This is a genomic window from Halobacterium sp. DL1, assembly GCA_000230955.3.
Taxonomy (GTDB): Archaea; Halobacteriota; Halobacteria; order Halobacteriales; family Halobacteriaceae; genus Halobacterium.
The window spans coordinates 1,262,219-1,284,087 of record CP007060.1; the positions used below are offsets into that span (position 1 = coordinate 1,262,219).

The 21,869-nt window shown below is 67.7% G+C and carries 24 protein-coding genes and 1 pseudogene; 12 read left to right on the forward strand and 13 right to left on the reverse strand.

The features are described from left to right. The first annotated feature begins 8 nt into the window (after nt 1–8). Nucleotides 9–455, forward strand: a complete 447-nt coding sequence (locus tag HALDL1_08110; GenBank protein AHG03563.1) for a universal stress protein UspA — start codon at nt 9–11, stop codon at nt 453–455. 28 nt (nt 456–483) lie between these two features. Here HALDL1_08110 and HALDL1_08115 read toward each other — a convergent pair whose 3' ends face one another. The 5 genes from HALDL1_08115 to HALDL1_08135 form a co-directional block, all read right to left on the reverse strand. Next, nucleotides 484–2,460 (reverse strand): AbrB family transcriptional regulator, encoded by a 1,977-nt coding sequence (locus HALDL1_08115; GenBank protein AHG03564.1) that lies wholly within the window; start codon nt 2,458–2,460, stop codon nt 484–486. Then, the gene (locus HALDL1_08120; GenBank protein AHG03565.1) at nt 2,453–3,745 is read right to left on the reverse strand and encodes a hypothetical protein; all 1,293 of its coding nucleotides are present in this window, start codon (nt 3,743–3,745) and stop codon (nt 2,453–2,455) included. Before HALDL1_08120 ends, HALDL1_08115 begins: the two co-directional genes overlap by 8 nt. Continuing rightward, nucleotides 3,736–5,946 (reverse strand): prkA-type serine/threonine protein kinase, encoded by a 2,211-nt coding sequence (locus HALDL1_08125; GenBank protein ID AHG03566.1) that lies wholly within the window; start codon nt 5,944–5,946, stop codon nt 3,736–3,738. The genes HALDL1_08120 and HALDL1_08125 overlap by 10 nt, the downstream gene beginning before the upstream one ends. A gap of 53 nt (nt 5,947–5,999) precedes the next feature. Next, on the reverse strand, nt 6,000–8,057 hold the full coding sequence (locus HALDL1_08130; protein AHG03567.1) for a prkA-type serine/threonine protein kinase: 2,058 nt from the start codon (nt 8,055–8,057) through the stop codon (nt 6,000–6,002). Nucleotides 8,058–8,339: 282 nt separating this feature from the next. Next, nucleotides 8,340–8,615, reverse strand: coding sequence for a hypothetical protein (locus HALDL1_08135; GenBank protein ID AHG03568.1), 276 nt, complete (start codon nt 8,613–8,615; stop codon nt 8,340–8,342). 83 nt (nt 8,616–8,698) lie between these two features. Between HALDL1_08135 and HALDL1_08140 the strand changes: the two genes are divergently transcribed. The 5 genes from HALDL1_08140 to HALDL1_08160 all read left to right on the forward strand — a co-directional run bounded on the left by HALDL1_08140 (nt 8,699) and on the right by HALDL1_08160 (nt 11,135). Further along, nucleotides 8,699–9,082 (forward strand): TrmB family transcriptional regulator, encoded by a 384-nt coding sequence (locus HALDL1_08140; GenBank protein ID AHG03569.1) that lies wholly within the window; start codon nt 8,699–8,701, stop codon nt 9,080–9,082. Between the two features lie 75 nt (nt 9,083–9,157). Further along, nucleotides 9,158–9,412, forward strand: coding sequence for a repressor (locus tag HALDL1_08145; protein ID AHG03570.1), 255 nt, complete (start codon nt 9,158–9,160; stop codon nt 9,410–9,412). Nucleotides 9,413–9,447: 35 nt separating this feature from the next. Then, complete coding sequence (locus HALDL1_08150; protein ID AHG03571.1) at nt 9,448–10,164, forward strand: histidine kinase; 717 nt, start codon at nt 9,448–9,450, stop codon at nt 10,162–10,164. Between the two features lie 172 nt (nt 10,165–10,336). Then, nucleotides 10,337–10,642: a PadR family transcriptional regulator gene (locus HALDL1_08155; GenBank protein ID AHG03572.1), complete on the forward strand. Its 306-nt coding sequence runs from the start codon at nt 10,337–10,339 to the stop codon at nt 10,640–10,642. Nucleotides 10,643–10,703: 61 nt separating this feature from the next. Next, nucleotides 10,704–11,135, forward strand: a complete 432-nt coding sequence (locus HALDL1_08160) for a hypothetical protein (GenBank protein AHG05246.1) — start codon at nt 10,704–10,706, stop codon at nt 11,133–11,135. 10 nt (nt 11,136–11,145) lie between these two features. On the opposite strand, the gene HALDL1_08165 is transcribed toward HALDL1_08160, so the two are convergent. From HALDL1_08165 to HALDL1_08185, 5 genes and pseudogenes are all read right to left on the reverse strand, one after another. Further along, entirely contained in the window at nt 11,146–11,787 is a 642-nt protein-coding gene (locus tag HALDL1_08165) for a hypothetical protein (GenBank protein AHG03573.1), read from the reverse strand. Nucleotides 11,788–11,840: 53 nt separating this feature from the next. Then, entirely contained in the window at nt 11,841–12,782 is a 942-nt protein-coding gene (locus tag HALDL1_08170) for a UDP-glucose 4-epimerase (protein AHG03574.1), read from the reverse strand. Nucleotides 12,783–12,830: 48 nt separating this feature from the next. Beyond that, a complete protein-coding gene (locus HALDL1_08175; protein ID AHG03575.1) occupies nt 12,831–13,718 on the reverse strand; it encodes a short-chain dehydrogenase in 888 nt (295 codons plus the stop codon). A 41-nt stretch (nt 13,719–13,759) separates the two neighbouring features. Then, nucleotides 13,760–14,937: pseudogene (locus HALDL1_08180) on the reverse strand (anion permease). Next, nucleotides 14,934–15,815: a hypothetical protein gene (locus tag HALDL1_08185; protein ID AHG03576.1), complete on the reverse strand. Its 882-nt coding sequence runs from the start codon at nt 15,813–15,815 to the stop codon at nt 14,934–14,936. Before HALDL1_08185 ends, HALDL1_08180 begins: the two are co-directional and overlap by 4 nt. 188 nt (nt 15,816–16,003) lie before the next feature. Here HALDL1_08185 and HALDL1_08190 point away from each other — a divergent pair, with 188 nt between their 5' ends. Further along, entirely contained in the window at nt 16,004–16,540 is a 537-nt protein-coding gene (locus tag HALDL1_08190) for a tRNA methyltransferase (GenBank protein AHG03577.1), read from the forward strand. A gap of 10 nt (nt 16,541–16,550) precedes the next feature. Here the strand turns inward: HALDL1_08190 and HALDL1_08195 are convergent, their stop codons facing one another. Beyond that, nucleotides 16,551–17,594, reverse strand: a complete 1,044-nt coding sequence (locus HALDL1_08195) for an O-methyltransferase (GenBank protein ID AHG03578.1) — start codon at nt 17,592–17,594, stop codon at nt 16,551–16,553. Nucleotides 17,595–17,748: 154 nt separating this feature from the next. Between HALDL1_08195 and HALDL1_08200 the strand changes: the two genes are divergently transcribed. Genes HALDL1_08200 through HALDL1_08215 form a run of 4 tightly spaced genes read left to right on the forward strand, consistent with a single transcriptional unit; the run spans nt 17,749 to nt 20,357 of the window. Continuing rightward, the gene (locus HALDL1_08200) at nt 17,749–18,267 is read left to right on the forward strand and encodes a transcription factor (GenBank protein ID AHG03579.1); all 519 of its coding nucleotides are present in this window, start codon (nt 17,749–17,751) and stop codon (nt 18,265–18,267) included. Continuing rightward, on the forward strand, nt 18,267–18,932 hold the full coding sequence (locus HALDL1_08205) for a hypothetical protein (GenBank protein AHG03580.1): 666 nt from the start codon (nt 18,267–18,269) through the stop codon (nt 18,930–18,932). The genes HALDL1_08200 and HALDL1_08205 overlap by 1 nt, the downstream gene beginning before the upstream one ends. Beyond that, nucleotides 18,929–19,636: a hypothetical protein gene (locus tag HALDL1_08210; protein ID AHG03581.1), complete on the forward strand. Its 708-nt coding sequence runs from the start codon at nt 18,929–18,931 to the stop codon at nt 19,634–19,636. The genes HALDL1_08205 and HALDL1_08210 overlap by 4 nt, the downstream gene beginning before the upstream one ends. Before the next feature lie 37 nt (nt 19,637–19,673). Further along, nucleotides 19,674–20,357, forward strand: coding sequence for a competence damage-inducible protein A (locus HALDL1_08215; GenBank protein AHG03582.1), 684 nt, complete (start codon nt 19,674–19,676; stop codon nt 20,355–20,357). Here the strand turns inward: HALDL1_08215 and HALDL1_08220 are convergent. Continuing rightward, nucleotides 20,348–20,467, reverse strand: coding sequence for a hypothetical protein (locus tag HALDL1_08220; GenBank protein AHG03583.1), 120 nt, complete (start codon nt 20,465–20,467; stop codon nt 20,348–20,350). The genes HALDL1_08215 and HALDL1_08220 overlap by 10 nt on opposite strands. Before the next feature lie 141 nt (nt 20,468–20,608). Between HALDL1_08220 and HALDL1_08225 the strand changes: the two genes are divergently transcribed. Next, entirely contained in the window at nt 20,609–21,679 is a 1,071-nt protein-coding gene (locus HALDL1_08225) for an N-acetylglucosamine-1-phosphate uridyltransferase (protein AHG03584.1), read from the forward strand. On the opposite strand, the gene HALDL1_08230 is transcribed toward HALDL1_08225, so the two are convergent. Further along, entirely contained in the window at nt 21,676–21,852 is a 177-nt protein-coding gene (locus HALDL1_08230; GenBank protein AHG03585.1) for a death domain-associated protein, read from the reverse strand. The genes HALDL1_08225 and HALDL1_08230 overlap by 4 nt on opposite strands. Between the last annotated feature and the right edge of the window lie 17 nt (nt 21,853–21,869).

Here is a 21,869-nt window from a genome sequence, read left to right on the forward strand (position 1 = left end):
CGTGGGACATGGACCGAGCGATTGCAGTGGTCGAAGCCAGCGACTCCGCGAAAGCCCTCGTCCGCGAAGCCGGCGAACTCGCGGCGGGCGTGGACGCTGAGCTCGTCCTCCTCCACGTCACCACCGACGACGAGTACTCCGAGCGCCGCGAAGCGATGGCGAGCATCCCCGACCTGGACGTCAACTACACACTCGACGAGGCCGTCGACGGCGCCCAGAAGTTCGCGCGGGACGTCGGACGAGACGTGCTTGCGGACGTCGACATCGACGCCGAGTCCGTCGGCCGCATCGGCGAGAAGGGCGACGAGGTGCTGGCCCTCGCCGACGAGCGCGACGCCGACCACATTTTCGTCGCGGGCCGGAAGCGCTCGCCCACCGGGAAGGCGATCTTCGGCGACGTGACCCAGCGCATCATCCTCGAGTTCGACGGCGCCGTCACCGTCGTCACGACGTAGCGCTCCGGCCCCGGAGCCGCCCCCGCTTTTACAGCCAGTCGTCGGGCTTCGTGTCGTAGTCGAGTTCGTCGGCCGCGAGGTGTTCGACCTCGGCCCACGACAGTTCGTTGACGGCGAGTTCCTCGCCGTCGTAGCGGAGTTCGACCCCGACCTCCTCCGGTTCGGGTTCGCGGTCGTTGCGCCGGGCGCGCTTGCGCTCGTTCTCCGGGATGCGCTTGGTGATGGTGTGGAGGACGACCGGCCGCCCCCACAGTTCGAAGACGCGTTCGAGCGTCGCCTCGGCGTTCTTCCGGTCGAGCATCACGCCGTTGTACTCGTGGCAGAGCAGCAGTTCGCCGCGGTTCTCGTGGTTCGCGTCGTAGACGCCGATGGTCGGCTTCCCGAGGTTCGTGAACCGCAACAGCAGCTTCTTCTTGACGTCCTCGGCGTCCGTGCTGCTGGCGCGGTAGTCGCCGCGGGTCTGGCTGTACTCGTAGGCGAAGTAGTCGTTCGCGTCGACGAACTCCTGGGTGAGGAACTCGTCGATGAACGTCACGTCGTTGTTGCTCTCGCGGACCTCGAGCAGCTTCCGCCAGCCGACTGTGAAGTCGACGCCGTCGAGTGCGTCCTCGACGGACGCGTAGCGCTCGTCCTCGAAGAGGTAGCGGCTGGTGGACTCCAGTTCGCTCCGGGTCACGCGCCGCAGGAACCCGCGGAACTGGGGTTTCGTCAGCGAGTAGTGCCGGTGCGCCAGCCCCTCGAAGGTGAACAGCTTCCAGGGGTAGCGGTCGACGTCGATGTCGCCCTCGCGCGCCGCGGCGAGCGCCTCGCTGTCGACGTACTCCGCGGGGAGGTCCGCGACGTCGTCGAGTGTCTCGCTGGTCACCGAGTCGAGGGCCTCCGGGGGCGCGAGTCGCTCGGCGACCCGCTCGAAGTCCACGGCGTCGTGGAAGTTCCGCCACGTGATGCCGTCCACGCGGAGCAGTCGTTCGAGCACCTCCCGCCGGTTCGCGCGGTTCTCGACGTACTCCCAGAGCTCCTTGCCCAGCTTGTACGGGTTGAATCCGGGGCTGTTCAGCACCCGGGCCTGGTGGTCCGCGTAGTCGAGGAACTCCTCCGTGCCCGCGAACGCCTCCTCGCCCATCATCAGCGACTCCCAGTAGGCCGCCCACCCCTCGTTCATCACCTTCGTCGTGCGCTGGGGCGCGAAGTAGTAGGCCTCCCGGCGGAGCATCTCGATGACCTCCCGCTGCCAGTCCTCGAACTCCACGGCCTTCTCGGCGTCCTCGTCGTAGGCCTCACCGTGTTCGCGGAGGAACGCGAGCAGGTCGTACTCGGGTTCCGGCGGGAACTGCACGTCGTCGACGTCGGCGTCGAGGCCCTCCAGCCACTCGTCGTCGAACACCTCGGCGCGCACCTCGTCGCTGACGCCCAGCGCCTCCAGCGTCTCGTCGACGGCCTCCGGGTCGCCGTCGGCGCTCTTCCGGTCGAACGCCCGCCGGTACTCGATGTTGTCCTCCAGCGTGAGCACCGTGTCGATGAACCGCTCGACGGCCTCCCGGTCGACCTCCGGGTCCGACAGCACCTCCTCGATGCGCTTGGCGTGGCGTTCGAGCATCGCCGCGGCGTTCGGCCCCTCGTCGCTCCCGAACAGGCCGAACCACCGGTTGTTCGCGAAGAAGTCCGCGTGGGCCTCGACGTGCGTGATGACCGCCTTCTGGTCGGCCATCGAGTTCGACTGCTGGAGGAACGCGTTCGACGGGTTGTCGTTGTTCACGATCTCGAAGGCCTTCCCGCCGAGGAACTGGCGCTGCTTGCGCTGCTTCTCGTACTTCATCCCCCACCGCCAGTGCGGGTACCGCGTCTGGAACCCGTCGTAGGCGATGAGTTCGTTCATCTCGTCGTGGTCGACAATCCAGTAGTGGACGTCGTACGGTTCCAGGCCGAGTTTCTCGGCGAGCGCGGTCGCCTCCCGCGTCGGTTCTGTCAGTTCCTCGGCCGTCTGTCGTTTCTCTCTGTCAATCATCGTTCTCGGTGCTGAGGATGGTCTCGATGGCGTCGAGGACGTCCGACTCGTCGCGCACGGTGGTGACCGCGACGCCGTCCTCCTCGTCGAACGCCTCGCGGAGGTCGGCGGCGTGGGTCCCCGTCCGCACGCCGTCGTTCGGTTGCGTCTCGACGTACGCGTGGAGGTTCGCGTCGATGCTCCGCATCAGCGGCACGACCTTCTCCGTGGTGTCGTTGCCGCTGTTCTCGCCGTCGCCCGCCGCGAACACGTAGCGGTTCCACTCGTGGAACGGGTAGTCCTCCAGCACGTCCTCTGCGAGTTCGTACGCGCTGGAGATACGGGTGCCGCCGCCCGACCGGATGCCGAAGAAGTCGGTCCGCTCGACGACCCAGGCGTCGGCGTCGTGGGCGATGTAGACGAACTCCGCGCGGTCGTACTTCCCCGTGAGATACCAGTCGAGGGGCGTGAACGTGCGCTCGACGAGTTCTCGCTTGGCGTTGCGCATCGACCCGGAGACGTCCCGGATGTTCACCACGACGACGTTGCGCTCGCGCTCCTCGACGATTTCGGGGTGGCGGAAGCGCTCGTCCTCGCGGCGCAGCGGCACCTTCCCGACGCCCTCTCGCTTGAGGCGCGTGTGGGTCTGCTCTCGCTCGACCTCGCTGGTCATCTCCTCGATGGAGGTCCAGCGCTCGCGCTCGTCGAGGTCGCGGTCGCGCTCGTCGAGCCACGCCTTCGAGACCGGGATGTTCTGCTCTCTCGCCCACTCGAAGACCTCGCCTGGCCCCCAGCCCTCGACGCGCAGCGCCTCGCCGAGGTAGTTCTCGTCGAAGTCCATCGCGACCTTCCGCTTGAGGCCCTGCTTGTAGAGGTGGGCGAAATCCAGGGTGCCTCTCGGGCCGCGCCGCGCGGTGTCGTTGAACGCGCCCTCGGTCTCCGCGACGACGCGCTTGCCCTTCGGTTCGAGGTCGAGGCCGAGTCGCTCGTCGAGTTCCGCGGCGAACTCCTCGGGGTCCATCTCGTAGTACTCGTGGTCCGCCGAGTCCTCGCCAGCCTCGCCGTCCTCGCCCTCGCCTTCCTGGGGTTTCCCGACCTGGTCGCCGGGTTCCGCGTCGCCCTGCCCGACGCCGCCCATGTCCAGCTGGTCGTACTGGAACTCCGGGAGGTCGACGAGCTTGATGGGCACCCGCACCGAGTCGGAGTCACTCCCCGTGAGGTCGCCGTACTGGATGAATTCGGCGAGGTCCTGGCGGCGCTGTTCGCCGACCTCGCGGAACCGCTCGCGGTCGTCTCTCAGGCCCATCGGTGGGTCACCTCCGAGAGCACGTCCCGGCTGGCGAGCTCGGCGCTCGCCGGCGAGTAGCCCCGTTCCTCGACCAGGAACGCGATGGCGTCCTCCTTCAGTTCGGCCGTTGCGGTGCCCTCCGGCGGGTCGTCCCACTGTTCGGGGTCGAAGTCGGGGTGGACCCGCTCGACGTCGCTCCAGTCGTTGCCCGCGAGCACGTCGCGGAGCACGGGCACCGTCGTGAGGTCGACGTCCCGGGCGCGGAACTCCTCGTCGCGGTGTTCCCAAGCGTGGCGCGTCACTGCCGTCATCACGGTGTCCTCGCGGAACGAGCGGACGGCTTCACGTGGCTGGTTGCCCCGGTAGTCGGCGTCGTCGAACTTGCCGAGGGTCTCCGTCTCGAACAGCTTCATCGCCAGCGCGTCCGGCTGTTCGTCCTCGCCGCGGTCGTTCGTGACGGTGTCGTCGGTCGCCCACGCGTGAACGTGGTCGACGTAGCGCTCCACGTCCGCCGGGTCGGCGCCCTCCTCGGAGAGCAGCGCGTCGAGGACGTCGTCCTCCTGCTGGTCGTGGACGTAGTCCTTGACGGCGACGAGGCGGTCCTCGAACTCCGAGCGCTCGGCGTCGGAGAAGACGGGCGCGGCGTCCAGCCCCTCGACCATCCCGTCGAGGACGTCCCGGGGCGTGACCACGTGCTCGACCGGGAGGTCGGGGTGCGAGCGGTCGGCGTCGGCGTGAAGCCGGTCGGCGAGCACGTCCCTCGTGTACGTCACGGGAATGCCGTTGCCGCCGTCCGCGTCGCCGTCGAAGTCGAACTCGTCGGCGTCACGGCGGTCCTCTCCGGAGCCGACGTAGCCCCGGTCGTACAGCTGTGCCTTCTCGACGAGGTCGAGGCTCTCGGGGAGACTGTTCGCGTCGAGGCGGGTCACGACGCTGTACAGCGCCGCGGCCTCGATAGCGTGGGGCGCTAGTTCGCGCTGCTGGATGCCCTCGCGGTCCCGGATGGAGATGGTGATGGGTTCGCGCACGCGCTCGGCGACGACGTCGTGGTCCGTCTCCGTCCACACCGCCGTCTCGCTGGTGAGCTCCCGGCGCAGCAGCTGGGCCTCGAGGCTCACACTCGTGAGGTAGCCGAACTCGTGTTTCGACAGCCGGCGCTTGAGCGCCTTCAGCGGGTCGAACCCCTGTCGGTCGTCGTGCTTGTTCAACTGGGCCTCGAGGTCCAGGTTCGAGATGACGACGAGCTGCGTGTCGAGGTCCATCCCGATTCCCTTGTCGAGTTTCACGCGGCGCTCGTCGGGGACGTTCAGCAGCTTCTGGAGCAGGTCGGCGTGCTGGCTGGCGTCCTCGACGACCGTCAGACAGCCGTTGCCCTGGGAGAGCACGCCGTCGTAGCTGAACGCCTGCGGGTTCTTCCGCCCCTTCGAGTCCATTTGGGCGAGCAGGGGCGCCATCCAGGAGCCCGCCAGTCGCTCCTTCGGGCTGCCTGCGTCCTCGGAGTGGAGCACGCCGATGCCCTTCCCGCGGTCGACGACGTAGTTCTTCACGCGCAGGTGTTTCGGGTCGGTCACCGCCTCGAAGAGGTCGGTGCGGCCCTCGCGCCGGTAGGCCTCCTCGAGGAACTCGTAGGCCTCCCGGCAGAACGGATCGAGGTCGGCGTCCGCGCGGAGTTTGTCGGTGTCGTCGCGGCCGCGGTTCAGTTCCGCGAGCAGTTCCTTGCGGACGTCGGGCGGGAACACCGAGAGGGGGCCGGACTGCACCGGGCTCTCGTACCAGTCGTCCTCGCGGTCCAGTCGCTCGTCGCCGTAGGTCAGCCCCGGCGACTCCTCGGCGCCCGCGATGTTCCACTCGACGGTGTAGCGCCGGCCCTCGGGGGTCTTCGAGAACTCCCGGAGGCCGTTGACGAGACAGCGCTTCAGCTCGGACTTGCCGGTCGCGGTCGGCCCCGCGAACCAGAGGATGGTCTCGGCCTTCCCTCGGCCCGCGGCCACCGCTCGCAGGTCGTCGACGAACGCGTTCAGCGTCGCCGTGTTCCCCAGGACGGCGTGTTCGCCGTCGTTGTGCGGGTCGTCGAAGAAGCGGTAGCGCTGCCGCTGTTCGCCGCCCTCGACGACGGGACGGGCGCCCTCGGACTCGATGGCGGCGAGCACGTAGCGGCTGGCGTGGGCCGCGGCGAGCGGGTGCTCGAAGACGTGGTCGACGTACTCCTCGAGGGACATCGGGTCGTCGTAGGTGTCCCTGAGCGCCCGGTTCGCCCGGTCGACGTAGTCGGTCACGACTCTAGTTCCGCCTTGGCGACCTCGGCGCCCGCGAACTCCAGCACCTCACGCGCTCCGGCCTCCGAGTAGCCGCGGTCGACGAGCGCGGCCACCCAGTCGTTGCCGTCGCCGTCGTCGTCGAACTCCGCGTTCGAGACGAGCGCCGAGAAGTTGATGTTGTGCTTCTTGTCCTCCCAGAGCTTGCGCTCGAGCGCGCGGCGCAGGCGGTCGTTGTCCTGGGGGTCGAACGGCTCGCCCTCACGGGCGCGGCGGCTGACCCAGTTCGAGACCTCCTGGCGGAAGTCGTCCTTGCGGTCCTCGGGCACGCCGAGTTGCTCCTCGACGGCGCGCAGGAACGTCTCGTCGGGCTCCTGCTCGCGGCCCGTGAGTTCGTCCGCGACGGTGTCGTCGTCGATGTACGCCATCACGTGGTCCATGTACTTCTCGCCCTGGCTCTGGATCTCGTCCAGGTCGTAGGCGAGGGCGTGGCGCACGTCCTCGATGGCGCGCTCCCGGTACTCCTCGCGGACGAGTTCGAGGAGGCGCTGGTAGCCCTCGACCTTGTCCTCCGGGATGGAGCCGTGCTGGCCGACGTTGTCCTCCAGCCGGTTGAACACCGTGAGCGGCGAGAGGAACCCGCGCTCGCGGTCCATCGACTGCATGATGGCGGCCGCTATCTCGTCGCCGACGAACCGCGGGCTGACGCCGCTCATGCCCTCGCGTTCGCCGGAGCTGGCGGCCTCCTCACGGAGCTTCTCGGGGTCGACGTCGTCGACCTCGTCGAGTTCGCCGTTGTACGCCTTCGCCTTCTCGAGGAGGCCGACCCGGTCGTTGTCGGGCTCCTTGACGCGGGTGAGCACGCCGAACAGCCCCGCCATGTCGAGGGTGTGGGGTTCGACGTGGATGTCGGGCACGTCGGCGTTCGACAGCAGCTTGTCGTAGATGAGGGCCTCCTCCTCGTACTCGAGGACGTACGGGAAGTCGACGCGCTTCGTGCGGTCGTTGAACGCCTCCATCTTCTCGTCGGCGCGCTTGTCCCGGTACTCGGGCATGTTCGTGCGGCCGACGATGACCTGGTCGATGTCGATCCGGGGGTTGTTCTTCGGCTTGATGGTCTGCTCCTGGGTGGCGTGCAGGAAGTCGTAGAGGAACTCCCGCTGGAGTTTGAGCAGCTCCTCCCCGGAGAAGATGCCCCGGTTGGCGTTGCAGAACGCGCCCGCGTAGTCGAAGGCCCGCGGGTCGCTCTCGCCGTACACCGCGAGCTTCGAGTAGTTCACGTCTCCGGTCAGCTCGGTCTCGTCCTGGTTCTTCTTGTCCTTGGGCTCGAAGGTCTCGATGCAGTCCCTGCGGTTCTCGCTGGCGACGAGGCGGACGACCTCGACGTGGTTGTCGAGGACGGCCTCCAGGTCGTCGTCGTAGTGGGCCAGGAGTTCGTCCATGTAGAACTCGCTGGCCGGGTCGAGGGCCTGCTCGTTGCGCAGCGAGTAGGGGGCGTCGAGGCGCTCGTTGAGGTCCTCGATGATCTGCTGGCGCTGCTCGTTCGGGAGCAACACCAGCGGGTCCTGGTGCATCGGGGAGGTGACGGTGTCGTCGTTGGGGTCCTGGTCGTCGATGACCGAACAGAGGTTCGTCCACCGGAACGTGTACAGCCGCCCCTCCTCCTTGGAGGTGTAGTCCTCGTAGTAGCGTCGCACCTGCCGGTCGACGTCGGACTTGCCGGAGCCGACGGGACCGAGCAGGAGGATGATGCGCTTCTCCGGTCCGAGGCCACGAGCGCCGCTCTTGACCTTGTTCACGAACTCGTGGATGGACTCGTGGACTTCGCGCCCGAAGAACGTGTTCGCACCCTCGCCAAGTGGGTCCTCGGATGCCAGTTTGTACTCGACGACCCCGTCCTCCGTGTTCGACCCGTAGTAGTCGAACATGTCCGCAAGCCGCTGGTGGGCGTTCCGGGCGATGGAGGGGTCGTCGTACAGGGTTTCCAGATACCAGTCGTAGCTCCGAGCGTCGCGGAGGTCTGACGGGACTGATGCCTTGTACTGTTCGCTGAGGCGTTCGAGGGTTTCCGTCATGTTGGGTGTGGGTGTGACCTGGTGTCGTTACCCGGGGGTGCTACCAAGTCGTCTCTCACGGGGCGACAGGACGGGCGACCGCCGGGTGTAACACCGGCACTACTATTGTATTGGGGTGTGCTAACGTATAGGTTTGTCGCGGGGTGTCACACCCCTGTTCACATCACCAGATGGCGCGCAGTCGGGATACGCTGGAGAACGCACTCACGAGCTCCCGCTTCGCAGTTCTGTGTCGGCCTACCACTGCCGCGCCAACTGTAATTCAGGTAAACCAGACCGGCACTATATAGTGTCGTCGGGGTCGTAGTTCTCGGCCGTCTCCGTCGCCGCGCTCGCGTACCGCTTGATATCGTCCGGTTCAGTGACGTCACCGAGCTTTCCCGGTTCGACGTCGATGGCCGCTCTGGTGGGCCTGTCGTCGTCGAAACTCGTGAGCGCGCGCTCCTTCCGGAGGTACCGCTCGCCGTCCGTGGTTGCGTACTCGAGGATGATGAGGTTCTGCTCGTCGTCCGAGTACGTCCGTTCGGCCAGCCAGACCCGCACCGTCGAGTCGGTCATACCCACCCGTTCGTCCTCCACGTGGAAATATCCGCCCGCGCACCGACAGAACCCTTTTCCCGGCCTGCAGTCTAGGGCCGGCGATGGCAGACTCGCTGGCCGCCCAGCTCGAAGGGGACCTCGCCTGCGAGAACCTCCTCGGCTGCCTCCACGGCCTCTCGGACCTCGACCGCGAGTGCTTCCAGGCGCTCGTCGAGAGCGACGACCCGCTGACCGTCGACGAACTCACCGAGCGCGTCGACCGCGAGCGCTCGACGGCCTACCGCTCGGTCCACCGCCTCGTGGACGCCGGCGTCGTGCGCAAGCGCCAGCGCAACTCGGACCAGGGCGGCTACTACCACGTCTACCGCCCCGCGGACCCGGACATCGTGGCCGACGACATGCAGCGCCGCCTGAACGACTGGTACGCGAAGATGAGCGGACTCATCGCGGAGTTCCGCACTGAGTACGGCGACGAGGACGCGTAGGTTTCTCGGGTAGGGTCGTCCGAATTGGCTGTCTGGACAGTACTGTTATGTGGTAGCGTGACGCACACTACTGGCATGAACGGTGCGTCGTCCCGCCAGCCAACCTGGAGCCGTCCTGCCGACCGCGACATCATCGAGTTCCTCGACGAACGCGGCGCGGAGTATCCCGCCATCGTCGCCAACCGCATCGGGATGCACGCACCCTACGTCGAGACCCGCTGCGCGGAACTGGCAGAACGCGGACTCCTCGAAGCGGTCTCCGGCGAGGTGGTCTACCGGCTCACCGACGCCGGCGAGCGGGCCTGCGAGAGCGGCGTCCTGTCCGAGTGAACGACGCTTTACGTTTTCGACCCAAACACCGACCCATGAACCACGAGTCCTACCTCCGGGCCGTGGGGTTGCCGGAGTTCGCCGACGTCCCCTCGGACTCGCCCAAGCGCGGCGCGTCGCTCGTCGCCCGGCCCCCGCACGCCACGGTCACGGCCGACACCGTCGAAGAGCGCTACGTCTACCCAGTCCCCGAACTCGGTCCCGACGGAGCCTGCGGCGTCGGCCTCGCCGACGACCCGTACAACCTCGCACCCATCTGCGGACTGGAGTACGACCCCGAGCGGCTACGCGACCACCCGAACACCGCGCGCCTGGTCGCCCTCCAGGAGACCGTCGACCACCTCGCCGAGGAGACGGACGCCGACTGGCTCGGCGTCTACCGGCGCGCCACGAACGCCGACGGGGAGGGGGTGCTCGTCAAGGAAGCATACGTCGGTGAGCCGTCCCGCGCGGAGTTCCCGCTCACTGAGTCGTTCGCCGAGCGCTCGAACAACTCGTCGGTCGGTCTGAGCGGCGAGGCGGTGCTCGTCGAGGACGTCGCGGAGCACGACGGCCCGTACTACGAGTGCGACGACAGCGTGCGCAGCGAGTTCTGCTGTCCCATCCTGGCCGGCGATTCTGTCGTCGGCATCATCGACGCGGAGGCCCACGAACCCGATTTCTTCACCGAGCAGCGCGTGCTCACCATCGCGGGCACCTGCGCAGCGCTCGCCGATTCGGACCTCCTCACGCCACCGCGCGTCGAGGCCTGAGGAACCCGGCACACCTCCGAGAGTAGCGTCAGAGACTGGCGCTCGAACCCATTCTACTGTGGCGTTGCTGAGAAACTGACGACGGAGCGCAATTAGCGCACTCACTCCGCCCACGAGCGCTAAAGCTGCCACAAGATTTAATACAGGTGCCTTCGTCCGTGAAAAACGAACCATGGACGACCTCACCGGCTTCCAGCGCGACCTCCTCGTCGTCGCCGCTGGGCTCGAGGAACCGAACGGCCTCGACATCAAGAGCGAACTGGAGCAGTACTACACCTCGGAGATCAACCACGGGCGCCTCTACCCGAACCTCAACACGGTCGTCGAGAAGGGCCTCGTCGAGAAGGGCCAGAAGGACGAGCGCACGAACCAGTACGTCGTCACCGACCGCGGGGAACGGGAACTCGACGCCCGTCGCGACTGGGAGGACGACTACGTCGAGGCCGCCGACGACGAACAGACGGTCGCCGCGGACTGAGGCGGTTCCCTTCGCCGACAACGACGGAAGATTAACCACGCCCCTCCGCTAACGAGGAGGTATGCACGCCGACTCGCTCGCCCGCCACATTCGTTCGCTCGACGTCGGCACGCTCCGCGCCATCATCCGCTACGATGGTGACGAGTACGACATCGACTACAAGGCAGACCCCCTCGAGGAGCAGTTCACCGAGACCGAGTTCGAGGAAGTCGCGAAACACCTCGTGCTCAAGGGGTTCGACGACGGCGTCGAACAGCCGGAGTTCGCGCGGTTCGGTCACCTCGACGCGACTGTGCGGTGGTTCCAGCAGGTCGTCGTCTGTCAGGTCCCCTTCGACGACTGGTCGGGCATCCTCGTCAGCTTCGAACGCGAGAGCATAACCGACACCGGCCGCCTCATCGACGAGATTCTCGACTTCGTCGACGAGGAGGTCCATGAGGACCTCGAGTCCGAGGACCTCGCCGACGACCTCGCCGACGAGTTCACTAAGTAGCGAACGGCACTCAGTAGGGCACCCACTCGGTGCGGCCGTGCCCGAGACCGACGACGCGGAGTTCGTTCCCGTCGTCGGTCGTCCGCGTCTGAATCATCCCGTCGTACAGCGGGGCGAGCACGTCGAAGGCCTCCTTGCTGCTCGTGTCCAGCACACCGAGTCCGAGCCAGCCGAGGCGCTCGACGTGTCCCGCGAACACGTGGAGGAACCGGTAGACACGTCGCGTGTCCGCGTACATCAGCATCGTCGAGACGGTAGAGACGTTCATCCGGGCCTGCTCGCAGTTTCCCTCGAGGGACTGGAAGATGCCACCGAGGCGGATGCCGATGTCCGTGATGTCCCCGGGCGAACCCACGTACTTCACGAGGTCCTGGTCGCGGGTCGACTCGCCGCGCTGGCGGGTGACGCAGTCGACGATGCCGCCGCGGTTCTGCTTGACCGCCGTCCAGACGTTCGGCGCGCGCTGGCGAATCGTCTTCGTGCTGTCGCGGGTGCCGACCACGATGCCGCCCTCGCCGCGCTCGCAGCCCTCGTCGACGAGGGAGAGCGCGAACTCGCGTTTGCCCGTCAGCGGTGGCCCCGCCACGAGCAGGTTCGTCCCCGCGTCGATATTGTCGACGGGGAGTCGGTCGGAGACGTCGAAACTCGCCATTTACTATCCAAAGTACTCCGCGGACCGCGTAAAGTGTTTGTTGCTCCCGACTGTCAGTCGTGTTCCGCGCGCAGTTCCTCGATCAGCCCGCGGGCGGCCGTCCGAACGGACTCGTCGGAGGACAGCGACGGCTCCCAGCCCAGCGCCGAGAGCTTCTCGATGGAGAGGCGCATCTTCGGCACGTCGCCGGTCCAGCCCCGGTCGCCACCCGTGTACTCGTAGTCGGGGTCGAGGTCCATCTCCTCGGCGACGATGTCCGCGATGGCGTTGACGGACGTCGTCGTGCGCGTGCCAAGGTTGTAGGTGTTCAGGTCGTCGTCAGCGTGCTCGACGACGTGGATCATGGCGTCCACGCACTCCTCGACGTGGAGGTAGGACTTCTCCTGGCGACCGTTCCCGAGGATGGTGAGCGTCTCCGGGTTCTCGAGCAGTTTCTCGATGAAGTCCGGGACGACGTTGCCGCGCTGTTTCGGCCCGACGATGTTCGCGAACCGGTACATCCACGACTGGATGCCGTAGGAGTGGGCGTACGTCGAGACGAGGCCCTCGTCGGCGAGTTTGCTCGCGCCGTAGATGGAGATGGGTTCGAGGGGCGCGTAATCCTCCGGGGTCGGCATCGGCGCCTCGCCGTACACCGTCGAGGAGGACGTGAACGCCAGTTTGTCGACGCCCACCTCGTCCATGCGCTCGAGGACGTTGTACGTCATCTCGCCGTTCTCCTCGAACAGCACGCGGGGTTCCCCGTAGTTCGTGTCCGTGTACGCCGCGAAGTGGAAGACGATGTCCACGTCCTCGGTTATGACCTCGGCCACGTCCTCGGGGTCACACATGTCTGCCTCGACGAACTCGACGCCGTCGGGCACGCGCTCCCGGGTCCCCTTCGAGAGATTGTCGACCGCGAGCACGTCGTTGTCCGGCGCGAGTTCGGCGGCGAGGTGGGAGCCGACGAGGCCCGCAGCGCCGGTGACGACGACGCGCTGCTCGGAGAGTTGCATACAGAGTCGTCCACTGCGCTCGCAAAGTGCTTTCCGATGCCCGCTGTGTCAGAGACCCACGCGCTCCGCGCTCCACGCCCAGAGTCGCTCGGCGAGCGGGTCGTCGGTTGCCGCGGGGGACGGCTCGACGGGCGAACAGTCCCGGAAGTACGCCCCGTTCTCACCGGATTCGCGTTCGGTAGCCGCGAGGTACGTCGGCGTCACCGCGGCCGACGACGGCGTGTCGACGCGCCCGAGTGTCACCAACCGCGGGACGGCCGAGAGGACCCACATCAGCGCCCGCACCGGTAGCGAGGCGTTCCGCCAGATGCCAGTCGCCGGGACGAACCCCGGGTGACAGGAGACGGACGTGAGGCCGACAGAGCGCCGGGCGAGTTCCCGGGCGAACAGCACGTTCGCGAGTTTCGAGCGGCCGTAGGCGTCGAGCCCGTCGTAGTCCTCGACAGCAGTCACGTCGTCGAAGTCGAGGGTGGCGCGCCGGTGGACTTCCGAGGCGACCGTGACGACGCGCCCGCCCGGGGGGATGGCGTCGCGCAGGCGGTTCGTCAGCAGGAACGGCGAGAGGTGGTTGGCGTGGAACGTCCGCTCGACGCCCAGTCGAGTCAGTCGCCCGTCGTCGAAGTGCGCGCCCGCGTTGTTCACGAGCACGTCGAGTTCGTCGACGCGGCCGTGGACGCGCTCGGCGAGGCGCTCCACCTCGTCGACGTCCGTGTACTCCGCCTGGAAGAACGAGGTATCGGAACCGAGCTCGCGGAGTTCGTTTGCCACGCGCTCGCCGCGGTCGCGGTCTCGCCCGTGGACGAGGACGTCCGCGCCGAGGCGTCCGAGCGCTAGCGCCACCTCCCGGCCCACGCCGCCGGTCGCGCCAGTCACGAGCGCCGTCGTCCCCGTCAGGTCGCGGCGCTGCACGCTCGCGCCGACTTCCGGTCGCACCATGTGACAGGCTTCGACCGCCACCGGCAAAAAGGCCGTTCCGCTCAGAACCCGAAGATGGGGACGAAGCGGAACGTCAGGAAGGCGCCGACGGTCGCCACGAGCGGGACGAGGTTCTGCATCAGGATGACCCGCGCCGTCGTCCCCGGGTCGAAGAGGTCCCCGGCGCTCGGGATGTCCTCTGGCTCCTCCTCGCCGATGGCGGGCACTTCGTCGTGTTCCTCGTCCGCCGCGAGTCCGCCGACGGAGACGGGGACGTCCTCGTCACCGCGAACGACCTCGGACACCGTGGCCGGCCGGGTCGCCCGCCCCAGCCGAGGCCCACGATGCTCATCGTCGCGATGACGACGAAGCTCGCGGGAATGCCGATGGCCGAGAGGAAGATGACCAGCGTGGCGCTCACGGTGGCGACCACGATGGCCGCCGTCAGCGGGAGCTCCGTGATGTCGCTGCCCATCGTCTCCAGCGTCCGCCTGGCGATGGTGAACGCGCCGATGCCGACCGCCAGACAGCCCAGCAGGATGGCCGGGTTCATCTCGATGACGTCGCTGCCGACGAGCGGCGCGATGGCGTTGGCGATGTTGCTCGTCCCGGAGCTGAACGCCATCAGACAGCCGATGGCGATGACCGTCGCCACGCCGAACAGCTCCTTGCGGTTCGTCGTCTCCTCGGTGGTCGGCACCGGCACCGCGCCCGAGCGGTCGACCTCCATCAGCGGGCCCTCGCTGCGCTCCATCGCTATCACGCGGTGGAGGCGGGCGTAGAAGTAGCGGCCGATGATGAGCGACACCCAGAACCCGATGACTGGGGCGACGATCCACCACGTCGCAATCTCGCCCATCACGGCCCAGTCGAGTTCGCCGCGCGCGACGCCGAGGCCGGCGATAGCGCCGACCGCCGTCATCGACGTCGAGGCGGGGACGCCGAAGACATTGCCGACGAACAGCGCGAGACCGATGAAGAACAGGACGCCGATGCTCGCCACCAGCGTGAAGATGGCCGGGTCGAAGACGAGTTCGGTCCCGAGCGTGTCCACCACGCGCCGCCCGAGCGTCCACGCCCCGACAAAGAAGAAGGCGGTCATCAGCGCCGCCGCCGTCGACTTCGAGATGGCGTCGGCGCCGACCGCCGGCCCGAACGCTGGCCCGGTCGTCGACCCGCCGACGTTGAACCCGACGAACATCGCGACCAGGATGCCGACGAGCAGCAGGGCGCTGATCACGAAGACGCCTCGTCCTCGCCGTCCTCTTTCGTCGCCCCCTCCTGTTTCGCCAGCTCCTCCTCGACTGTCTCGCCGACCTTCTCCTCGACTGTCTCGCCGACCTTCTCCTCGACTGTCTTGTCCACGGTCTCTTCGACAGTCTCGCTGACCGTCTCCTCGACGGTTTCCTCGACCGTCTCGCCGACCGTCTCCTCCACGGTCTGTTCGACCGTCTCGCTGACAGTCTTCTCGACGGTGTCGCCTACCGTCTCTTCGACGGTCTCCTCGACAGTTTCGCCGACCTTCTCCTCGACGGTCTCACCGACCTTCTCCTCGACTGTCTTGTCGACCGTCTCCTCGACGGTTTCGCTGACCGTTTCCTCGACCGTCTCACCGACCTTCTCCTCGACCGTTTCGCCAACCTTCTCCTCGACGGTTTCGCTGACCGTTTCTTCGACCGTCTTCTCCACGGTTTCGCCGACCGTCTCCTCGACGGTTTCGCCGACTGTCTCTTCGACCGTCTCGCCGACCGTCTTCTCCACGGTTTCGCCGACCGTCTCCTCGACGGTTTCGCCGACTGTCTCTTCGACCGTCTCGCCGACCGTCTTCTCCACGGTTTCGCCGACCGTCTCCTCCACCGTCTCCTCGACGGTGTCGCCGACCTTCTCGTCGACTGTTTCCTCGACGGTCTCTTCGACAGTGTCGCCCACGACCTCGGTCATCCACTGCGGGTCGAAGCGCGCCATCTTCCAGCCGATGTGGAGGATGTACGACGCCAGCACGCCGAAGCCGAACGCGAGCCCGGTCTCCGTGCCGACGACGAGTATCAGTCCGACCGAGACGAAGATGAGGATGCCGTACGCGAGGTCGGTGAGGCTGTCGACGCGTCGCGGGTTCACGGGTGGTTCCTCCGTTCTACTGGCCTGGCCGCCGGATTGCTCTCTCTGGCGGTGGGAGTGCTCGCAAGCAAGATACCAGTAGTGTGCACCGAGACGGTGATAGCGGTTCCGGTGTCGGTGTCAGACGCTCGGCCGCGCCACGCTCCGTATCCGAAACGCGTACCCCGGCGGGGTGACTCCGTGGCGGTATGCAGGGCGAACCCGAGGTCGTGGTGCTCCGGTACGGTCACCGGCCGGGCCGCGACGATCGCATGACCACTCACGTCGGTCTCACGGCACGCGCGCTCGGCGCCGACCGCGTCCTCCTCCCGGACAACGCGGGGCAGTCCGATGAGACGGTCGCCGACATCACCGACCGGTTCGGCGGCCCCTTCGGCGTCGAACTGACCGACGAACTCGACGCCACAATCCGCGACTGGGAGGGGTCGGTCGTCCACCTCACGATGTACGGCGAACCGGTCCAGGACGTCGAGGCCGACATCCGAGAGCACCACCAGACCGACGCGCTGCTCGTGGTCGTCGGCGGCGAGAAGGTCCCCTTCAGCGTCTACGAGCACGCCGACTGGAACGTCGGCGTCACGAACCAGCCACACTCCGAGGTGGCCGGTCTCGCGGTGTTCCTCGACCGCCTGTTCGACGGCCGCGAACTCGAACAGTCCTTCGAGGACGCCGACCGTCGAGTCGTTCCGCAGGCCTGCGGGAAGCGCGTCGAGGACCTGGAGTAGCGATTCCGATTCAGGCCTTCTCCGCGAGCAGGAGCGTCGAGCCGGCGGTCCGGAACTCGTGGGCGTCGACGCTCTCGAACCCCGAGTCGCTGAGCCACGAGCGGACCGCCTCCTCGTCGTGGACGCGCCCGCCGAGGGTCGCCAGGTAGACGTAGTCGACGACCCGCGTCGCGGTGCGCGCCAGCGGGAGGGGGCCACCCGAGTCGAACTGGTCGAGGACGGCGACCCGACCGCCGGGTGCGAGCGCGTCGTGGACGCGGTCGAGGAACTCCCGGCACGCTCGTTCGTTGTGGGCGTGCAGGATGTTGCAAGCGAGCGCGACGTCGTAGCCGTCTCCCAGGTCGTCCTCGAAGTAGTCGCCGCCGACGAGCGAAACGCGGTCACCGAGGCCCGCGCGCTCGACGTTCTCGACGGCGGCATCGAACGCCGCCGGGTCGTCGACGACCGTCGCCGTCACGCCGGGTGCGGCCAGGCAGCACTCGATGCTGAACCGCGCGTGGCCCCCGCCCAGGTCGAGCACTCGCTCGTCCGGCTGTGGGTCGACGGCGGCCACGAAGTCGTCGCTCACGGAGCGCGTCGCGGCCTCGAACGCGCGCTGGGCCAGCGGCCACTTCTCGGGGTTGTCGTCGAGCCACTCGTACATCGTCTCGGGTGGCGCGCCCTCCAGCACCGCCGTCGTCGCGTGTTCGTGGCAGAACGGCAGGACGACCTCGCGCCAGAACCGGAAGAACGGCCCGAGGCTGTCGGTGCTCTCGGACGCGACCCAGCGGCGCGAGAGGCTCGTCAGACGGTATTCTTCGCCGTCCGCGGTGACGTAGTCAGCAGAATCGAGGAGCGCGAGGAGACGCGCGAGGCCGTCCGCGTCGGCGTCCAGTCTCTCCGCGAGGACCGACACGGTCGCGGGTTCCTCGTAGAGCGCGTCGATGGCACCAATCTCGATTGCGACACCCAGCGCGTCGAACGCGCCCGAGGCGAACATGTCGAGGGTCGCGCCGGGCGAGCGGTTCAGTCGGAGCACGTAGAGTCGTTCGAGCGCGTTCGGAACGATCGGCATACCGGTACCAGATGGGGCCCAGAGTTTAGTTCCTGTGTGAAATCCTGAGTGCGCTGGTCCCGCGGTCCCCGGGTCCGGGGTTCTGTGGGCGGCACGGCGTTCGTGGGCGACCGAGTGACAAGACTTAATGGCCGCGCGGACCCCGTTTTATGCAATGGCTTTTGAGGACCTGCTGGACGAGCCCGTGGTGCAGAAGTACCTCCACGAGCTGGTCGGCCCGAAGGGGATGCCGGTGGCCGCGGCGCCGCCGGACGGCGAAGTGACCGACGAGGAGTTGGCCGAGCGGCTCGGCCTGGAACTGAACGACGTGCGGCGCGCGCTGTTCATCCTCTACGAGTACGACCTGGCGACCTACCGCCGGGTCCGGGACGAGGACTCGGGCTGGCTCACGTACCTCTGGACGTTCGAGTACGAGAACATCCCGGAGAACCTCCGCGAGGAGATGGACCGCCTCCTGGGCGCGCTCGCAGAGCGCCGCGAGTACGAACTACAGAACGAGTTCTACCTCTGTGAGGTCTGTTCCATCCGCTTCGAGTTCGGCGAGGCGATGGACCTCGGCTTCGAGTGCCCCGAGTGCGGGTCGCCGGTCGAGGCGATGGAGAACACGCACCTCGTGGACGCGATGGACGAACGCATCGAGAACCTCCGCTCGGAACTCGGCGTGAAGGCCTGATGGTCGTCCTGGCAACGAAGCTGTACGTGGAGGGCGACGCCCGGGAGCGGGCGCTCGACGGCCTCCGTTCGCTGGTCCAGAACGACGTCGGCGACCTCGACGTGGACGTCGACATCGGTGTGCGCCACGACGACTTCCCGACGGTGACACTCGACGGCCCCGACGAGGTGGCCGCCCGCAACGTCCTCGTCGAGACGTGGGGCGAGATCACCGACGAGTTCGAGGCCGGCGAGACGTACGTCGGCACGCTCGAATCGTGGAGCGAGGACGGCTTCGTCCTCGACGCCGGACAGGATATCCATATCCCCACGGAGGAGATTGGCCTCGGTCCGGGGGCGCCCGCACAGATCCGCGAACGCTTCGGTCTGGTTCAGCACGTCCCGCTCCGGTTCACGTACGGCGACCCGTCGTCGCTCGCGGAGGAAGAACACGACCGCCTCTTCGAGTGGACCCGGGGAACCGGCCGGCTGAACGTCAACAGCGCGACCCGCGGCGAGGTGCGCGCGACGGTCAACCGCGCCGGCCACGCCCGCGACATCGTTACCGTCGAACGACTCGGTCTGCTCGAACAGAGCGTCGTCTGTCGGGAGGGAACGGACCCGCCGGGGCTGCTCGCCGCGGTCGGCGAACACCTTCGCTCGGAACTGCTCTGCGTCGTTCCATGAGGCGACTGCTGGCGGCCGTCGGACTCGTCGTCCTCGTCGTCAGCGCGGGTTGCCTCGGCGGCCCACCGGCGCCCAGTGACGAGGACCTCTCGAAGGAGGTGGCCTACGACTGGGACCGGGACGCCGACGTCACCATCACCACCGACGGCGGACAGTACCGCGTCGTCGCGGACATCAACGAGAGTAGCGTCCGACTCTCCCAGCAGAGCGGCTTCGGGGGCCGCAACCCGGTGTACGTCTCCGCTGTCAAGTTCCAGTACGCGAACGGTACCGTGGTCGGCGCCGACGCCATCGACGTCTCCACCCGGAACTCCCGGACCGTCGTCGAGTTCCCCGCGGAGAACGGGACGTTCGCGTACACGGGCAACGCCGGCGGCCGCTCGGTGAACGTGCCGGTCATCGCGGAGGGCTCCCACGAACTCGTTCTGCCGCGCGGGATGCGGGTGTCCTTCCCGGTCTTCGGCGTGGTCGAGCCGCCGGGCTACCAGAAGACCATCGATGACGGCCGCGTCCACGTCCGCTGGGAGTCGCTGTCCGGCGGCACCGTCGACGCGAAGTACTACCTCCAGCAGGACCTCCTGCTGTTCGGCGGCATCGTCGGCGTGCTGGCCGCTGTCGCCGTCGCGGGCGTCGTCTACTACCGCATCCGCATCCGCCGCCTCGAGGACGAGCGCGAGCAGAGCGGCCTCGACCTAGACGAGTAGAGTCGGCTTTTTCCGCGGGGGGTGCGTACGCGGACCCATGCAGGTGGCGCTGATCACCGTCGGCGACGAACTCCTCGCGGGCGACACGGAGAACACGAACGCGACGTGGCTCGCGACGCGACTGACGGAGCGCGGGACGCGGGTCGAGCGCGTTGTCGTCGTCCCCGACGAAACCGACGCGATCAGTGCGGAGGTGGCGCGACTCTCTGCGGCGTACGACGCCGTGCTCGCCACCGGTGGAATCGGCCCGACCCACGACGACGTTACGATGGACGGCGTGGCGGACGCGTTCGGCCGCGAACTCGCCGAACACCCGGACGCTGTCGAGTACTTCGAGGCCCACGGCAGGTACGAGTTCGCGGACCTCACCGAGGGAACGACGCACCTGCCGGCAGGCGCGCGACTGCTGGAGAACACGGAAGGCGTCGCGCCGGGGGCCGTCGTCGAGAACGTCTACGTCCTCCCGGGCGTCCCCGTGGAGATGCAGGCGATGTTCGACTCCATCGCAGACGAGTTCAGCGGGCCGGGAACGCACGTCGAGTTCGTCACCGTCGATGCGCCGGAGAGTTCGCTGCTGTCGGCCGTCCAGGAGCTACGCGACCGCTACGACGTCACCGTCGGGAGCTACCCGGGCGACGATGTGCGCGTGAAGATACAGCACGAGGATCCCGACGTCGCCCGTGAGGCGGCGGCGTGGTTCGAGGAGCGCGTTCAGCGGTAGATGTAGGCCGTCCAGGCGACCGCGAGCAGCAGGCCGACGATGGTGATCGCCCAGCCGACCTCGTTCATCGGTAACACCGCGTCCTCCGCAGCACTCAGCAGCGTGTCCATACCCGTGGATTCCCGTGGGCCCGCCCTTAACGTTTCGCTCGCGCCGCGTGCTCCGCCACTTCTGGTTCGTGCCCCTGTTCTGGCGTCGCGGGCTCCGAGACAACCGCGCGGCTTTTCGGGCGGGCGCCCCCAACGTCGGGTATGCGAACCGTGGGCGTCGTCGTGAACCCCATCGCGGGGATGGGCGGTCGCGTCGGCCTGAAGGGGACCGATGGGAAAGTCGCAGAGGCTCGCGAACGCGGTGCTGAGCCCCGGGCCCCGGACCGCGCGCGGGAAGCGCTCTCCGCGCTCCACGACCGCGCGCCCGGCACGGAACTGCTCGCCTACGGCGGCGAGATGGGCGAGGACGCGGCCCGCGACGCTGGGTTCGACCCCGTGGTCGTCGGCCAGCCCAACGGCGAGGAGACGACGGCCGCGGACACGCGTGCGGCCGTCCGGGAGTTCGTCGACCGTGGTGTCGACCTGCTGCTGTTCGTCGGTGGCGACGGCACCGCGACTGACGTCGCCGAGGCGCTTGCGGAACTCGACGCCGAGGACGTCCCCGTGCTCGGCGTGCCGGCGGGCGTGAAGGTGTACTCGTCGGTGTTCGCGGTGACCCCGGAGGCTGCTGGACGGGTCGCGGCGACGTTCGACTCGACGGAGCGCCGGGAGGTCAGTGACATCGACGAGGACGCCTACCGGGGCGGCGAGGTGCGCACGCAACTCACTGGCGTCGTCGACGTGCCGGTCGCCGACGACCTCCAGTCCGCCAAGCAGGTCCACGCCGGGAGCACGGCCGCGCTCGCGGAAGGCGCCGCGGCGGACGTCGAACCGGGCGTAACGTACGTCCTCGGGCCCGGTGGCACCGTCGGCACCATCGCCGACGAACTCGGTGTCGACGGCTCACCCCTCGGCGTGGACGTCTACCGCGACGGCAAACTCGTCGTCAGGGACGGCAGCGAACGCGAGATCCTGGACGCGCTCGGCGAAGAGAACGTGATATTCGTCTCACCCATCGGCGGCCAGGGGTTCGTCTTCGGCCGCGGCAACCACCAGATTTCGCCCGCGGTCATCCGGCGGAGCGAGGTGCGCGTCGTCGCGTCGCCCCGCAAACTCGACGAGACGGGAGTGCTCCGGGTCGACACCGGCGACGACGAGGTGGACGAGTCGCTGCGTGGCTGGTCGAAAGTCAGGACTGGTCGCTTCGAAGAGCGGATGGTGAAGGTCGTTTAGTCGTCGTCTTCGTCTTTCATCGACTGGAGGCGGTCGATGAGTTCGTCGCTGTCGGCCCCCGAATCGAAGTTCACGTCGCCGTCGTGGTCGTTCTCGCGGGTAACTGTGGCGTCTTCGTCAATGTCCGTATCCTGGCTCCCCTGCTCGGACTCGTCGTAGCTACCAAAACCCATACGTAGCATCCAAGGAA

Bases quoted from the DNA above. Each gene is read 5' to 3' on its own strand.
- HALDL1_08110 (AHG03563.1), top strand. From the start codon at position 9: ATGGACCGAGCGATTGCAGTGGTCGAAGCCAGCGACTCCGCGAAAGCC.
- HALDL1_08115 (AHG03564.1), bottom strand. From the start codon at position 2,460: ATGATTGACAGAGAGAAACGACAGACGGCCGAGGAACTGACAGAACCG.
- HALDL1_08120 (AHG03565.1), bottom strand. From the start codon at position 3,745: ATGGGCCTGAGAGACGACCGCGAGCGGTTCCGCGAGGTCGGCGAACAG.
- HALDL1_08125 (AHG03566.1), bottom strand. From the start codon at position 5,946: ATGTCCCTCGAGGAGTACGTCGACCACGTCTTCGAGCACCCGCTCGCC.
- HALDL1_08130 (AHG03567.1), bottom strand. From the start codon at position 8,057: ATGACGGAAACCCTCGAACGCCTCAGCGAACAGTACAAGGCATCAGTC.
- HALDL1_08135 (AHG03568.1), bottom strand. From the start codon at position 8,615: ATGACCGACTCGACGGTGCGGGTCTGGCTGGCCGAACGGACGTACTCG.
- HALDL1_08140 (AHG03569.1), top strand. From the start codon at position 8,699: ATGGCAGACTCGCTGGCCGCCCAGCTCGAAGGGGACCTCGCCTGCGAG.
- HALDL1_08145 (AHG03570.1), top strand. From the start codon at position 9,158: ATGAACGGTGCGTCGTCCCGCCAGCCAACCTGGAGCCGTCCTGCCGAC.
- HALDL1_08150 (AHG03571.1), top strand. From the start codon at position 9,448: ATGAACCACGAGTCCTACCTCCGGGCCGTGGGGTTGCCGGAGTTCGCC.
- HALDL1_08155 (AHG03572.1), top strand. From the start codon at position 10,337: ATGGACGACCTCACCGGCTTCCAGCGCGACCTCCTCGTCGTCGCCGCT.
- HALDL1_08160 (AHG05246.1), top strand. From the start codon at position 10,704: ATGCACGCCGACTCGCTCGCCCGCCACATTCGTTCGCTCGACGTCGGC.
- HALDL1_08165 (AHG03573.1), bottom strand. From the start codon at position 11,787: ATGGCGAGTTTCGACGTCTCCGACCGACTCCCCGTCGACAATATCGAC.
- HALDL1_08170 (AHG03574.1), bottom strand. From the start codon at position 12,782: ATGCAACTCTCCGAGCAGCGCGTCGTCGTCACCGGCGCTGCGGGCCTC.
- HALDL1_08175 (AHG03575.1), bottom strand. From the start codon at position 13,718: ATGGTGCGACCGGAAGTCGGCGCGAGCGTGCAGCGCCGCGACCTGACG.
- HALDL1_08190 (AHG03577.1), top strand. From the start codon at position 16,004: ATGCAGGGCGAACCCGAGGTCGTGGTGCTCCGGTACGGTCACCGGCCG.
- HALDL1_08195 (AHG03578.1), bottom strand. From the start codon at position 17,594: ATGCCGATCGTTCCGAACGCGCTCGAACGACTCTACGTGCTCCGACTG.
- HALDL1_08200 (AHG03579.1), top strand. From the start codon at position 17,749: ATGGCTTTTGAGGACCTGCTGGACGAGCCCGTGGTGCAGAAGTACCTC.
- HALDL1_08205 (AHG03580.1), top strand. From the start codon at position 18,267: ATGGTCGTCCTGGCAACGAAGCTGTACGTGGAGGGCGACGCCCGGGAG.
- HALDL1_08210 (AHG03581.1), top strand. From the start codon at position 18,929: ATGAGGCGACTGCTGGCGGCCGTCGGACTCGTCGTCCTCGTCGTCAGC.
- HALDL1_08215 (AHG03582.1), top strand. From the start codon at position 19,674: ATGCAGGTGGCGCTGATCACCGTCGGCGACGAACTCCTCGCGGGCGAC.
- HALDL1_08220 (AHG03583.1), bottom strand. From the start codon at position 20,467: ATGGACACGCTGCTGAGTGCTGCGGAGGACGCGGTGTTACCGATGAAC.
- HALDL1_08225 (AHG03584.1), top strand. From the start codon at position 20,609: ATGCGAACCGTGGGCGTCGTCGTGAACCCCATCGCGGGGATGGGCGGT.
- HALDL1_08230 (AHG03585.1), bottom strand. From the start codon at position 21,852: ATGGGTTTTGGTAGCTACGACGAGTCCGAGCAGGGGAGCCAGGATACG.